General features: G+C 55.9%; 14 protein-coding genes. 7 read left to right on the forward strand and 7 right to left on the reverse strand.

Features of this window, described 5'->3' with window-relative positions:
* Positions 1-8: 8 nt before the first annotated feature.
* The 3 genes from glpK (at position 9) to fpr (ending at position 3,470) form a co-directional block, all read left to right on the forward strand.
* Positions 9-1,517, forward strand: coding sequence for a glycerol kinase GlpK (gene glpK / locus C1N69_RS22220; RefSeq protein ID WP_014885706.1), 1,509 nt, complete (start codon positions 9-11; stop codon positions 1,515-1,517).
* A 99-nt stretch (positions 1,518-1,616) separates the two neighbouring features.
* Complete coding sequence (gene glpX / locus C1N69_RS22225; protein ID WP_059386306.1) at positions 1,617-2,627, forward strand: class II fructose-bisphosphatase; 1,011 nt, start codon at positions 1,617-1,619, stop codon at positions 2,625-2,627.
* 96 nt (positions 2,628-2,723) lie between these two features.
* Complete coding sequence (fpr, locus tag C1N69_RS22230) at positions 2,724-3,470, forward strand: ferredoxin--NADP(+) reductase (RefSeq protein WP_025758821.1); 747 nt, start codon at positions 2,724-2,726, stop codon at positions 3,468-3,470.
* On the opposite strand, the gene C1N69_RS22235 is transcribed toward fpr, so the two are convergent.
* The gene (locus tag C1N69_RS22235; protein WP_025758820.1) at positions 3,471-3,890 is read right to left on the reverse strand and encodes a DUF805 domain-containing protein; all 420 of its coding nucleotides are present in this window, start codon (positions 3,888-3,890) and stop codon (positions 3,471-3,473) included. It abuts the gene before it with no gap.
* 112 nt (positions 3,891-4,002) lie between these two features.
* On the opposite strand from C1N69_RS22235, the gene C1N69_RS22240 reads away from it, so the two are divergent.
* A complete protein-coding gene (locus C1N69_RS22240; RefSeq protein WP_094919447.1) occupies positions 4,003-4,599 on the forward strand; it encodes a DUF1454 family protein in 597 nt (198 codons plus the stop codon).
* A gap of 111 nt (positions 4,600-4,710) precedes the next feature.
* Positions 4,711-5,478 carry a triose-phosphate isomerase gene (gene tpiA, locus C1N69_RS22245; RefSeq protein WP_148400105.1) on the forward strand — a complete coding sequence of 256 codons (768 nt, stop codon included), beginning with the start codon at positions 4,711-4,713 and terminating at the stop codon, positions 5,476-5,478.
* A gap of 47 nt (positions 5,479-5,525) precedes the next feature.
* Here tpiA and C1N69_RS22250 read toward each other — a convergent pair whose 3' ends face one another.
* From C1N69_RS22250 to cpxP, 6 genes are all read right to left on the reverse strand, one after another.
* The gene (locus tag C1N69_RS22250) at positions 5,526-6,830 is read right to left on the reverse strand and encodes an SLC13 family permease (protein WP_047959722.1); all 1,305 of its coding nucleotides are present in this window, start codon (positions 6,828-6,830) and stop codon (positions 5,526-5,528) included.
* Between the two features lie 73 nt (positions 6,831-6,903).
* Positions 6,904-7,647: a CDP-diacylglycerol diphosphatase gene (locus tag C1N69_RS22255; protein ID WP_155031875.1), complete on the reverse strand. Its 744-nt coding sequence runs from the start codon at positions 7,645-7,647 to the stop codon at positions 6,904-6,906.
* Positions 7,648-7,754: 107 nt separating this feature from the next.
* Positions 7,755-8,744 (reverse strand): sulfate ABC transporter substrate-binding protein, encoded by a 990-nt coding sequence (locus C1N69_RS22260; RefSeq protein WP_025758814.1) that lies wholly within the window; start codon positions 8,742-8,744, stop codon positions 7,755-7,757.
* Positions 8,745-8,962: 218 nt separating this feature from the next.
* On the reverse strand, positions 8,963-9,925 hold the full coding sequence (gene pfkA / locus C1N69_RS22265) for a 6-phosphofructokinase (protein WP_014172210.1): 963 nt from the start codon (positions 9,923-9,925) through the stop codon (positions 8,963-8,965).
* Between the two features lie 174 nt (positions 9,926-10,099).
* The gene (fieF, locus tag C1N69_RS22270; protein WP_155031876.1) at positions 10,100-10,993 is read right to left on the reverse strand and encodes a CDF family cation-efflux transporter FieF; all 894 of its coding nucleotides are present in this window, start codon (positions 10,991-10,993) and stop codon (positions 10,100-10,102) included.
* Positions 10,994-11,146: 153 nt separating this feature from the next.
* Positions 11,147-11,653: a cell-envelope stress modulator CpxP gene (gene cpxP / locus C1N69_RS22275; RefSeq protein ID WP_025758810.1), complete on the reverse strand. Its 507-nt coding sequence runs from the start codon at positions 11,651-11,653 to the stop codon at positions 11,147-11,149.
* Between the two features lie 150 nt (positions 11,654-11,803).
* Here cpxP and cpxR point away from each other — a divergent pair, with 150 nt between their 5' ends.
* Both cpxR and cpxA read left to right on the forward strand, forming a co-directional pair.
* On the forward strand, positions 11,804-12,502 hold the full coding sequence (gene cpxR / locus C1N69_RS22280; protein ID WP_025758808.1) for an envelope stress response regulator transcription factor CpxR: 699 nt from the start codon (positions 11,804-11,806) through the stop codon (positions 12,500-12,502).
* Positions 12,499-13,872 (forward strand): envelope stress sensor histidine kinase CpxA, encoded by a 1,374-nt coding sequence (cpxA, locus tag C1N69_RS22285; protein ID WP_025758806.1) that lies wholly within the window; start codon positions 12,499-12,501, stop codon positions 13,870-13,872. Before cpxR ends, cpxA begins: the two co-directional genes overlap by 4 nt.
* Positions 13,873-13,953 lie beyond the last annotated feature (81 nt).

Genomic DNA, 13,953 nt, shown 5'->3' on the forward strand with positions numbered 1-13,953 from the left:
CACATACCATGACCGAAAAAAAATATATCGTTGCGCTCGACCAGGGCACTACCAGCTCCCGCGCTGTCGTAATGGATCATGACGCGAACATCGTCAGCGTGTCACAGCGCGAATTTGAACAAATTTATCCTCGTCCAGGCTGGGTAGAACACGACCCGATGGAGATTTGGGCATCACAAAGCTCCACGCTGGTCGAAGTGCTGGCGAAAGCCGATATCAGTTCCGACGAGATCGCCGCAATTGGTATCACCAACCAGCGTGAAACAACGATTGTCTGGGAGCGTGAAACCGGAAAACCGATTTACAACGCCATCGTCTGGCAGTGCCGTCGTACTTCTGAGATCTGCGAGCAGCTGAAGCGTGATGGCATGGAAGAGTACGTCCGCAGCGCCACGGGTCTGGTGGTTGACCCGTATTTCTCCGGCACCAAAGTGAAGTGGATCCTCGACCACGTGGAAGGGTCACGCGAGCGTGCAAAACGCGGTGAGCTGCTGTTCGGCACCGTCGATACCTGGCTTATCTGGAAGATGACCCAGGGACGCGTTCATGTCACCGACTACACCAACGCCTCGCGTACCATGCTGTTCAACATCAACACCCTGGAGTGGGATGACAAGATGCTGGACGCGCTGGATATCCCACGCGCGATGCTGCCTGAAGTGCGTAAATCTTCTGAAGTGTACGGCCAGACCAACATCGGCGGTAAAGGCGGTACGCGTATTCCTATCGCCGGTATCGCCGGTGACCAGCAGGCGGCGCTGTTCGGCCAGCTGTGCGTTAAGGAAGGGATGGCGAAGAACACCTACGGCACCGGCTGCTTTATGCTGATGAACACCGGCGAGAAAGCGGTGAAATCAGAAAACGGCCTGCTGACCACCATCGCCTGCGGCCCACGCGGCGAAGTGAACTATGCCCTGGAAGGTGCGGTGTTCATGGCCGGTGCATCTATCCAGTGGCTGCGTGACGAGATGAAGCTGATCAGCGATGCATTCGACTCCGAGTACTTCGCGACCAAAGTGAAAGACACCAACGGCGTGTACGTGGTGCCTGCATTCACCGGTCTGGGCGCACCGTACTGGGACCCGTACGCTCGCGGCGCGATTTTCGGCCTGACGCGTGGTGTGAACTCTAACCACATTATTCGCGCCACCCTGGAATCCATCGCCTACCAGACGCGTGACGTGCTGGAAGCGATGCAGGCTGACTCCGGCATTCGTCTGCACGCCCTGCGCGTGGACGGCGGCGCGGTGGCGAACAACTTCCTGATGCAGTTCCAGTCCGACATTCTGGGCACCCGCGTGGAGCGTCCTGAAGTGCGTGAAGTCACTGCGCTGGGTGCAGCGTACCTTGCCGGTCTGGCCGTCGGCTTCTGGCAGAACCTGGACGAGCTGCAGGAGAAAGCGGTTATCGAACGCGAATTCCGTCCTGGCATCGAAACCACCGAACGTAACTTCCGCTACAGCGGCTGGAAAAAAGCGGTGAAACGCGCCCTGGCGTGGGAAGAGCACGACGAGTAATCCCCCTCTCCCCAACCCTCTCCCCATCGGGGAGAGGGAACTCGTCTCCCCACTCTGTGATAAACTTCGTGCAATTCCTTTTGATTGCACGAGTACCTCATGAAACGTGAACTTGCTATCGAGTTTTCCCGCGTCACCGAAGCCGCCGCCCTTGCAGGCTATAAATGGCTGGGTCGTGGTGACAAAAATACCGCAGACGGCGCGGCCGTCCATGCCATGCGCATTGTGCTTAACCAGGTCAACATCGACGGTACTATCGTGATCGGCGAAGGCGAGATCGACGAAGCGCCGATGCTCTATATTGGTGAAAAAGTGGGTACCGGCAACGGCGATGCCGTGGATATCGCCGTCGACCCGATCGAAGGCACCCGCATGACGGCGATGGGTCAGGCCAATGCCCTGGCGGTGCTGGCTGTAGGCGATAAAGGCTGTTTCCTCAACGCGCCGGATATGTATATGGAGAAGCTGATTGTCGGTCCTGGCGCGAAGGGCGCTATCGACCTCAGCCTGCCGCTGGAAGAGAACCTGCGCAACATCGCCAAAGCGCTGGCCAAACCCCTTAGCGAACTTACCGTGACTATTCTGGCCAAACCGCGCCACGACGCCACCATCGCGCAGATGCAAAAGCTCGGCGTGCGGGTGTTTGCCATTCCGGATGGCGACGTTGCCGCCTCCATTTTGACCTGCATGCCAGACAGCGAAGTGGATGTGCTGTACGGCATCGGAGGCGCGCCGGAAGGCGTGGTATCAGCGGCAGTGATCCGCGCGCTGGATGGCGATATGCAGGCCCGTCTGCTGCCACGTCATGAGGTGAAAGGCGACAGCGAAGAGAACCGCCGTATTGGGGAAAATGAGCTGGCACGCTGCGAAGCGATGGGCATCGAGGCCAATAAAGTGCTCGCGCTGAACGAGATGGCTCGTAGCGATAATGTTGTCTTCTCGGCAACCGGTATTACTAAAGGCGACCTGCTGGACGGCATTACCCGCAAAGGCAATATGGCGACCACTGAAACGCTGCTGATCCGCGGTAAATCGCGCACCATTCGTCGCATTCAGTCAATCCACTATCTCGACCGCAAAGACCCGGACGTGCAGACGCACATTCTGTAAAACCGTTTGATCGATAGAGCTTTCCGGCCCAAAGGGGCTGGAAATCTCCCCGGTAAGTACGGAAGATAGAACAGAGAAACAGCACAGGAGAAGATCATGGCGGACTGGGTAACAGGTAAAGTCACAAAAATACAGTTCTGGACCGATGCGCTATTTAGTCTCACCCTGCATGCTCCCGTCCACCCGTTTAAAGCCGGGCAATTTGCGAAGCTGGGGCTGGATGTCGACGGCGAGCGCGTACAGCGCGCCTACTCATACGTTAACGCCCCTGATAACCCGGACCTCGAGTTTTATCTGGTCACCGTTCCGGACGGCAAACTCAGCCCGCGCCTTGCCGCCCTTAAGCCCGGAGACGAGGTGCAAATTGTGAGTGAAGCCGCCGGCTTCTTTGTGCTCGAGGAAATCCCTGACTGTGACACCCTCTGGATGCTGGCCACCGGTACGGCCATTGGCCCCTACCTCTCTATTCTGCAGTACGGCAAAGACCTGGAACGCTTTAAAAACATCGTGCTGGTTCACGCTGCGCGCTACGCTGCAGACTTGAGCTATTTGCCGCAGATGCAGGCGCTGGAACAGCAGTATGGCGGAAAGTTAAAGATTCAGACGGTGGTCAGCCGCGAAACCGTAGCAGGAACGCTGACTGGCCGCGTACCAGCGTTAATCGAAAGTGGTGCCCTGGAAGAGGCGGTGGGTTTGCCAATGAGCGCCGAAACCAGCCACGTGATGCTGTGCGGCAACCCGCAGATGGTTCGCGACACGCAGCAGCTTCTGAAAGATACCCGGCAGATGACGAAACACCTTCGCCGCCGGCCGGGTCATATGACTGCTGAACACTACTGGTGATCAGCGGTACTTCACCTCAACGGTATCTTTACCGTATTTGTTTTCGCTCTGGGTGCCGATAAACGCGCCCAGATCGATAACCATCATCACGAAGATGACCGACGGCAGCAGCCTGCCCACCACCCACGGCAGGATGGACGGCAGCATCGCCCAGTTTCCCGCCACCAGCATCCACGCCAGAATAATCAGAAATGCCCATGCGCCGGAACGACCACGATCGTGCAGACGTTTCACCACCACGGCGGCCGTTGGCCATAGCAGGCAGACCAGCGCAAAGGCCGCCGTTTGCGTGCTTAGCCAGGCGTTATAAGCAACAAAAAACAGAAGCAGCATGGCGACAACCCACGTCACCATCCAGATCCAGAAATCGCGGCGTCCAATACGCCCTTTGAATGAAAACAGCCACTGCTGTATGGTCATGTAAGGTTCCTTATTATCGTATTGCGCGCATTTTACCCTGGAGTTGTGACCTTTTGACAAGCCGACCAGATATCGTTTTAATCATGAGCACTTACGGCCAGGGGCAATGTTGATGAAAAGTTCGGCACGTTATCTCTTCCTGTGTTTAGCACTGCTCAGCGCGGGTTTCCCCCTGCACGCCGCTGAAACGACGGCCCCGACCACCGCACCGTATCTGCTGGCGGGTGCGCCGTCGTTCGATCAGTCCATCAGCCAGTTTCGTGAAACCTTCAATCAGGCCAACCCAACGCTGCCACTGGATGAATTTCGTGCCATCGATGGCTCCCGCGATACCCCGACCCTGACCCGTGCAGCCAGCAAGATTAACGAGAATTTGTATGCCTCCACGGCGCTGGAGCGCGGTACGTTAAAAATCAAAAGCATGCAAATCACCTGGCTGCCGATACAGGGGCCGGAGCAGAAAGCCGCTAAGGCAAAGGCGCTGGAGTATATGAGCGCTGTGTTGCAGGCTTTTACCCCCGCGCTGACGAAAAAACAAAGCCAGCAAAAGCTGCAAAAACTCCTCACTGCCGGTAAAAACAAGCGTTACTACGCCGATACCGAAGGCGCGATTCGCTATGTTGTGGCGGACAACGGCGAAAAAGGACTGACCTTCGCAGTTGAACCGATTAAGCTGGCACTATCTGACACCCTCGGCGGGGCGAATTAATGACAAAAAGCAAAGCCTTTCGGGGGAAAATCTCTATACTGATTCACAGACCATGCTGCCCGTCAGGGTGGCCATATTCCTTAATTCGCTTATTTAGCGTGGAGAATTGAAATGCGACATCCTTTAGTGATGGGTAACTGGAAACTGAACGGCAGCCGCCACATGGTAAACGAGCTGGTTGCGAACCTGCGTAAAGAGCTGGCTGGCGTGACGGGCTGCGCGGTTGCTATCGCTCCGCCGGATATGTACCTGGATCTGGCTAAACATGCCGCTGACGGCAGCCACATCGTGCTGGGCGCGCAGAACGTTGACGTTAACCTGTCTGGCGCGTTCACCGGTGAAACGTCCGCTGAAATGCTGAAAGATATCGGCGCGAAATACATCATCATCGGCCACTCTGAGCGTCGCACCTACCACAAAGAATCTGACGAGTTCATCGCGAAGAAATTCGCTGTGCTGAAAGAGCAGGGTCTGATTCCGGTTCTGTGCATCGGTGAAACCGAAGCAGAAAACGAAGCAGGCAAAACCGAAGAAGTCTGCGCACGTCAGATCGACGCGGTGCTGAAAACCCAGGGCGCGGCAGCGTTCGAAGGTGCGGTTATCGCATACGAGCCAGTCTGGGCGATCGGTACCGGTAAATCAGCTACCCCTGCACAGGCTCAGGCGGTTCACAAATTCATCCGTGACCACATTGCTAAAGCGGACGCGAAAGTGGCTGAGCAAGTGATTATCCAGTACGGCGGTTCCGTTAACGCATCCAACGCTGCTGAGCTGTTCACCCAGCCAGACATCGATGGCGCGCTGGTTGGCGGTGCATCCCTGAAAGCTGACGCTTTCGCGGTGATCGTTAAAGCGGCAGAAGCGGCTAAACAGGCGTAATGCTGTTGTGGCGGGTGGCGCTTGCGCTTACCCGCCCTACAAAATCGCTACAAACGACCTAAAACGCTAAACCACAGATAATCCAGCGGCAGCAGCACCAGATACGTGACAATTGCCAGCGCCAGACAGAGCACCATCCCCGCCTTTGCAGGCACCTTCCCTAACCCCATCGCCACCACAATTGGCGACGCCTGATACGGCAAGAGCGGCGTGGAATAACCCAGTACCTGGATCATGATCACTGACAGCAAAGGGAAACCTGTCGCATCCGAAAAACTCTGCGCCAGGGTGGTATACAGCGCCGGAACGCCGTTGGCGGTCATAATAAAGTTGAGCGCGGTGGTAATACCGGTCAGCGCCAGGAAGCTGGTGAACGGTCTCTCTGCATCCAGCGGCATAATGCGGAGCAACGCCTCGCCCACCGCCGTTCCAATCCCGGTTTGCGTGACGACAATCGCCAGCCCCAGAATACCGGCAACATAGATACAGGTACGCATATTCACACCGGCAGAAAACTCCTCTCCGGTGATAAAGCCCACGCGCGGCAGCATAACGATGACCGAGGCCGCCAGCCCCGTCCACGCGGGCCCCACGCCGTGCCAGCTCTCCGTCACCCACATCCCCAGCACTATCGCCAGCAGCCAGGCAAGACGTTTTTCATCCCGGCCCATAGGTTCAGATAACGTCTGTTCCTTCGGGGGTTTTGGATGACCGGGAAAAAGCCAGCAGATAAGGCCAATCAGGATCAGGCCTTTGAGAATACCCAGCACCGGCGTGTGCAGCAGCAGATACGGGACATAGTTCAGGTGGATACCGTACGAGCCTTCCGCCGCGCCGCTCATCACCAGGTTAGGGACGTTTGCAGGCAGGATCGTCGCCGAAAGCTGAAACGTCCCGAACCCCACCGCCAGCGCCAGACCAAACCAGGCGCGGGAGCCGTCAGCAATACCGGCGCGCTTTGCCATCGCGGCGACAATCGGCATCAGCAGCGCAATACGCCCCATATTCGACGGCATAACAAACGCCAGCGCGTAGCTCAGCAGCACCACGCTCGCCACCATCAATACCCAGGAGTCGGTGAGCTTTGCGGACAGCGCCCGGGCGGCCCTGTCCGCCAGCCCGGTTTTGCGGATCGCCACGCCGAGCACAAAACCGCTGAACACCAGCCAGAAAGCCGACGAGGCAAAACCGCCGAAGATAACCTCAGGTGGAGCAATTTTCGCCGTCATCGCTGCGGTGAAGAACAGCAGCGCGGTGATAAACTCCGGCAAGAGCGACGTCGCCCATAGCACGATGGTGACGCCAACGATCAGCGAGGGCAGCAACAGAGGATACGTTGACCAGAGCGACATACCTGTCTCCTGTAGAATTTTTCAGCAAGTCTACGGCGACAGGCAGGTTGAGTAAACGCTATTTATGGTGGGGTTACTTCAGGATATCGCATTGATGATCCTGCAATTCCTCCGCCGATGCGCGGTTCAGCATCAGCAGGTTGCGCTCCGTCGCCAGCAAAACAAACGAACCATCCGACTGCTGCGCCATCGCCAGCGCGAAGCGCCCCATATGGTCACGCGCTTCGGGCAACTCTTCTGCCAGCATCATAAACGGGCTGCGCTGGACCAGTTCATTCTCCGTCACCCGACGAGCAAGATATTCATGCCCTTCCAGCCCGCCCGGGAACGGGAGCCACTGGGTGGTGATTTCTCCCTGAGACGCATTGAGCTTTTCGCGCACGTCCGGGCGCAGGCAGGAGATATGAATATGGAAATGATTCTGCGTACGGCCCGTCGGGGCGTTAATCGTCAGCGAAATGGCGCTGTCAGGCACCTCGGATCCGCGCTTCAGGGTCATAAAGCTTCGCGACTGCCAGGCCAGCCAGAAAAAGTTCGGCGTATGAGGTTCGGTCAACAGCGGGCTTTCGGTGCCGTTGATGCGGTAGGTTGGCATCAGCAGAAACTGCAGCGGCCCGTTGCGGTCTTTAAACACCACGTAGCCTGCATCTGTTTTCACCTGCGCACACGGCGCCGGATTACGGTGCTGGATCTGATTCGGCACACACTGGTCGAGAACGATATGTCGCAACGCATTCGGATTACCCGCTTTCATCCAGTACACGCCACCCGCGGCAAGGGCGATAACAATCAGGATCAGTAAGATAATTTTTTTCACAACGCGTTCCCTGTTTTCGATAGAGGCAAAAGAGTAACGCAAAATGATGACCAAATAAAAAACCCGGCGGATTTCTCACGCCGGGTAACCGTGTCATTGATGGATTTTTAGCGCTGGCTGATCTGGTCGAAGGTACCGCCGTTAGAGAAGTGCTCTTTCTGCGCTTTCGTCCAGCCACCGAACACGTCATCAATGGTGAAGAGTTTCAATTTAGGGAAGACGGTTTCGTATTTCTTCGCCACCGCCGGATCGCGTGGGCGATAGAAGTTTTTCGCCGCAATTTCCTGCCCTTCAGGTGAGTAGAGATACTTCAGGTACGCTTCTGCCACCGCTTTGGTATCTTTTTTCTCAACCACCTTATCGACCACAGAGACGGTCGGCTCAGCCAGAATCGACTCGCTTGGGGTCACAATCTCGAATTTATCTTTGCCCAGTTCGTGGGTGGCCAGCAGGGCTTCGTTTTCCCATGCAATCAGCACGTCGCCAATCCCGCGCTCGACGAAGGTGTTGGTGGCGCCACGTGCGCCGGAGTCCAGCACCTCAACGTTTTTATACAGCGCTTTCACGAACTCCTGCGCTTTGGCCTGGTCGCCATTGTTGTGATGCAGTGCGTAGCCCCACGCGCCCAGGTAGTTCCAGCGCGCGCCGCCAGAACTTTTCGGGTTCGGGGTGATCACTGACACGCCAGGTTTGATCAGGTCGTTCCAGTCGTGGATCTGTTTTGGGTTGCCTTTACGCACGAGGAAAACAATGGTCGATGTGTATGGTGCGGAGTTATCCGGCAGGCGTTTGATCCAGTTTTTGTCGATGCGGCCACGCTCGGCAATAGCGTCGACATCGTAGGCCAGCGCGAGAGTCACCACGTCGGCTTCAATACCGTTGATGACGGAGGTCGCCTGTTTACCGGACCCACCGTGAGACTGGCGAACCACCACGTTGTCGCCGGTTTCCTGCTTCCAGTGCGCCGCAAACGCTTTGTTGTATTGCTCGTACAGCTCACGCGTCGGGTCGTATGACACGTTCAGTAACTGGATGTCCTTAGCCAGAACGCTGGTCGATGCCAGCAATAATGTTAAACCCACGCCCCATTTATTCATCGCCCAGCTCTCTTGTGTAGTGTTTTGATGATTGCAGCGTGCCAGAAACGGAATCGAGGATTAAAGAATAAAAAAAGATTGGCTATAACTTTGAGGAATAAAAAGACAAACTCTGCGGACAAAAAAAGCCCGGTGGCGCTTCGCTTACCGGGCCTACGAACCGTGCTTTTGTAGGCCGGGTAAGGCGAAGCCGCCACCCGGCACAATACAAACGCCGATCAGTACAGTTTTTTCGCGCAGTCCAGCCAGTCACCTTTGAACGGACGCTTCATGTTTTCAATGGCGTCGATGATGTCGTGGTGAACCAGTTTTTCGTTCTGAATACCGACGCAGCGGCCGCCGTGCCCCTGCAGCAGCAGTTCGATAGCATACGCGCCCATACGTGACGCCAGAATACGGTCATAAGGACCCGGGGAACCACCGCGCTGGATGTGACCCAGTACGGTTGCGCGCGTTTCACGCTTGGTTTCGGTTTCGATGTACTTCGCCAGCTCGTCAACGTCACAGATATGCTCGGTGATGGCCACGATCGCGTGTTTTTTCCCTTTCGCGATGCCCGCTTTAATTTCAGCCACCAGATCTTCACGGCTGAATTCCACTTCCGGAACCACCACGAATTCACAACCCCCCGCAATCGCCGCGGCCAGGGTCAGGTCACCACAGTAACGCCCCATCACTTCAACGATAGAGATACGCTGGTGAGAAGAAGAGGTGTCACGCAGACGGTCAATCGCTTCCACAACAGTACCCAGCGCGGTGAAGTAACCGATGGTGTAGTCAGTACCTTTGATATCGTTGTCGATGGTGCCTGGCAGACCGATGCATGGGAAGCCCATTTCTGTCAGACGTTTTGCACCCATGTACGAGCCGTCACCACCGATAACTACCAGGGCGTCCAGGCCACGTTTTTTCATGTTTTCGATAGCCACTTCACGCACGTGTTCGTCACGGAATTCCGGGAAGCGCGCAGACCCAAGGAAGGTACCGCCACGGTTGATCATGTCAGACACGCTGTAACGGTCGAGCTGTACCATACGGTCTTCATACAGACCCAGGTAACCATCATAGATACCAAAAACTTCCAGACCTTCCGTCAGCGCTGAACGGACAACCCCACGAATTGCCGCGTTCATGCCCGGCGCATCACCGCCGCTTGTCAACACACCGATTTTCTTAATCATGACTACCTCTGAACTTAGGAATGCAAAATTGAAATCTGTTGCCGGAAGAAACTTATCGACCAACGAATACTGCAAATAGTATATCAATCCCTTCCAGCTGAATTGATTCAGGTCAGACCAAATGGCGGTAATTTATACACAAAATGCTGGCCTGGCTCACTTTTTTACAACGAATTACGAAAGCCCAACATGTCCGGGTACAACCGAGCAGGGATCCTGGTGAATGATGACGTCTGAACCAGGAAAACGCTGCAATATCGCCTGCTCGACCTGCTCAGCAATAACGTGAGCCTGAACCAGTGGCAGGTTGTCTTCCATTTCAATATGAATCTGAATAAAGCGGGTCGGCCCTGACTGCCGCGTTCGCAGATCGTGTGCACCGCTGACGCCAGGCCAGGAGGTCACGATAGAAAAAATTTCATTGCGTTCTGAGTCCGGGAGGGCGCGGTCAAGCAGTGATTGCACCGCTTCATACCCCATTCGCAAGGCGCTATATAAAATATAGATGCCAATCCCTAACGCAAACAACGCATCGGCCCGATGCCAGCCATACCAGGCCAGACCGAGCGCAATAAGAATAGCCCCATTCATCATAACATCAGATTGATAATGAAGCATATCTGCCCGTACAGCCTGGCTTTGCGTTTTGCGAACCACCCAGCGCTGGAACGTTACCAGAACAAGTGTGCATATAAGTGCAACGACCGTCACCACCACCCCTACACCGGGATCGTTCATCGGCGTCGGCGAGACGAGGTGCTGAATACCGGTTAAAAAGAGGAACAGCGCAGACCCGGAAATGAACATACTTTGCGCCAGCGCGGCCAGCGACTCCGCTTTACCGTGCCCAAAGGTGTGCTCTTCATCCGCCGGCTGCAGCGAGTAGCGCACCACCAGCAGGTTGGTCAACGAGGCGGCAATGTCCATCAGCGAGTCGACCAGCGCCGCCAGAATACTGACCGAGCCGGTATACCACCAGGCAAAGATTTTAATCATTAACAGGCTGGATGCCATGACGGTCGCCGCGATGGCGGCCCGGCTGACCAGTCTTCCATAGGATTGATTCATAAACGCTCCTGTCATGTCATGCCGCTAGTATAACGGAAGCAGGAGGGGTCTAAGGATGAATAAACGGTTAACAAATCAGAATGCGGGGCAAAAAAAACCCCCACATCATGTGGGGGAAGACAGGGATGGTGTCTATGGCAAGGAAAACAGGGTTTACTGGTTACTTCGGGTACTGCTATTGCTACTGAAAAACGTCGTTTCTGAGCTTCGCTGCATCCGTGCAACCTTACGCAGCTGGTCCATTCGCTGCTGATGTCTGGTGTTCAAAACCGCTTGCTGCTCGGGCGTTAGCAGATGGAACATCTGGTTGCGGACCTTCGCCATTTCAACCTGGCGAGCAACCTGTTCCTGTGCCATTTTTTCGGCCTGAGCGCGTACAGCGCTTTCGTCAAAATTTTCTGCGGTGACAAGGCGATGCATTGTCTCCATTTCGCTAACATTAACAGGGGGCTGGTCGTGTCGTGCCCTCTGCATCAGATCTCGCATCTGTTGACGCTGATGTTCGGTTAAACTTATGCCGTCAAACATATGGCTCTGGCTACTGTGCTGCGTTGTGTCCTCTTGTGAGGAACCGTTATCGCTGATGATAGCTACAGCAGCCTGGCTAAACGCACTGAACGCCAGCGTTGAGGCCATGACGGCAGCGGTAACTTTGCGCATCACTTGCTCCCAAAATCTTTCGTGTCGCGATTCAACGAGAGACAGTCTACGATTCAGGCTGCAAACATGCGTCAGGGGGTGTAAAACAACGTAAAGTCATGGATTAGACAGCCTTGATGTCGTAATTTCTGCCTCGGAGGTATTTAAACAATGAATAAAATCCTGTTAGTTGATGATGACCGAGAGCTCACATCCCTTTTAAAGGAGTTGCTCGACATGGAAGGTTTCAACGTCCTGGTTGCCCATGATGGCGAGCAGGCGCTGAGTCTCCTTGACGACAGCATCGATTTACTTTTGCTCGACGTCATGATGCCAAAGAAAAACGGTATCGATACGTTGAAAGAGCTTCGCCAGACACACCAGACCCCCGTTATCATGCTGACCGCGCGCGGCAGCGAACTTGACCGCGTACTCGGCCTGGAGCTGGGCGCGGATGACTATTTACCCAAGCCGTTTAACGACCGTGAACTGGTTGCCCGTATTCGCGCTATCCTGCGTCGTTCCCACTGGAGCGAGCAGCAGCAAAATACCGAGAACAGCTCACCGACCCTGGAAGTGGACTCCCTGAGCCTGAACCCGGGCCGTCAGGAAGCGAGCTTCGATGGCCAGACGCTGGAATTGACCGGTACGGAGTTCACCCTGCTGTATCTGCTGGCGCAGCACCTCGGCCAGGTGGTATCGCGTGAACATTTGAGTCAGGAAGTGCTGGGCAAACGCCTCACCCCGTTTGACCGCGCCATTGATATGCACATCTCTAACCTGCGTCGTAAGCTGCCGGAGCGTAAAGACGGTCACCCGTGGTTTAAAACCCTGCGTGGTCGCGGTTATCTGATGGTTTCCGCTTCATGATTGGAAGCTTAACCGCCCGCATCTTCGCCATCTTCTGGCTGACGCTGGCACTGGTTTTAATGCTCGTACTGATGTTGCCAAAACTCGACTCACGCCAGATGACGGAGCTTCTCGACAGCGAGCAACGTCAGGGCGTGATGATCGAGCAGCACGTGGAAGCCGAGCTGGCAAACGATCCGCCAAACGATTTGATGTGGTGGCGCAGGCTGTTTCGCGCTATCGACAAGTGGGCTCCGCCCGGACAACGCCTTTTGCTGGTCACCAGCGAAGGCCGCGTGATTGGGGCCGATCGCAACGAAATGCAGATCATCCGCAACTTCATTGGTCAGGCGGATAACGCCGATCACCCCCAGAAGAAGAAATATGGCCGCGTAGAGATGGTAGGGCCTTTCTCCGTGAGAGACGGGGAGGACAATTATCAGCTCTATCTGATCCGCCCGGCGAGCAACTCCCAGTCCGATTTTATCAACCTGCTGTTTGACCGTCCTCTCCTGCTGCTGATTGTGACGATGCTCGTCAGCTCGCCGCTGCTGTTATGGCTGGCGTGGAGCCTGGCAAAACCGGCCCGTAAGCTGAAAAATGCCGCCGATGAAGTGGCGCAGGGTAACCTGCGACAACACCCCGAACTGGAAGCCGGACCGCAGGAGTTTCTTGCCGCCGGAACCAGTTTTAACCAGATGGTCAGCGCCCTCGATCGCATGATGACGGCCCAGCAACGTCTGTTGTCTGATATCTCACACGAACTGCGAACCCCGCTTACGCGCCTGCAGCTTGGCACCGCGCTGCTGCGTCGCCGCAGCGGTGAGAGTAAAGAGCTGGAGCGCATCGAGACGGAAGCCCAGCGTCTGGACAGTATGATCAACGACCTGCTGGTCATGTCGCGCAATCAGCAGAAAAACGCGCTGGTGAGCGAAACGGTGAAAGCCAATCACCTGTGGCATGAAGTGCTGGATAACGCAGCGTTTGAAGCGGAACAGATGGGCAAATCCTTCACCGTCAACTTCCCGCCGGGGCCATGGCCGCTGTACGGAAACCCCAACACGCTGGAAAGCGCGCTGGAGAATATCGTGCGTAACGCCCTGCGCTACTCGCACACGAAGATTGAGGTCGCCTTCTCGGTGGATAAAGACGGGATTACCGTTATTGTGGATGACGACGGTCCTGGCGTCAGCCCGGAAGACCGCGAGCAGATTTTCCGTCCGTTCTACCGCACCGACGAGGCGCGCGACCGTGAATCCGGCGGTACGGGATTAGGCCTCGCGATTGTGGAAACCGCCATGCAGCAACACCGTGGCTGGGTGAAAGCCGACGACAGCCCGCTGGGCGGGTTGCGGTTAACGCTGTGGCTGCCGTTGTATAAGCGTTCGTAATCCCCCCTCACCCCAGCCCTCTCCCCTGTACGGTCCGGGGACATAGTGAACGCTTGTTCGGGGACATGGTAGACACTTACA

Origin of the sequence: Enterobacter sichuanensis (genome assembly GCF_009036245.1) — a bacterium.
GTDB lineage: Bacteria > Pseudomonadota > Gammaproteobacteria > Enterobacterales > Enterobacteriaceae > Enterobacter > Enterobacter sichuanensis.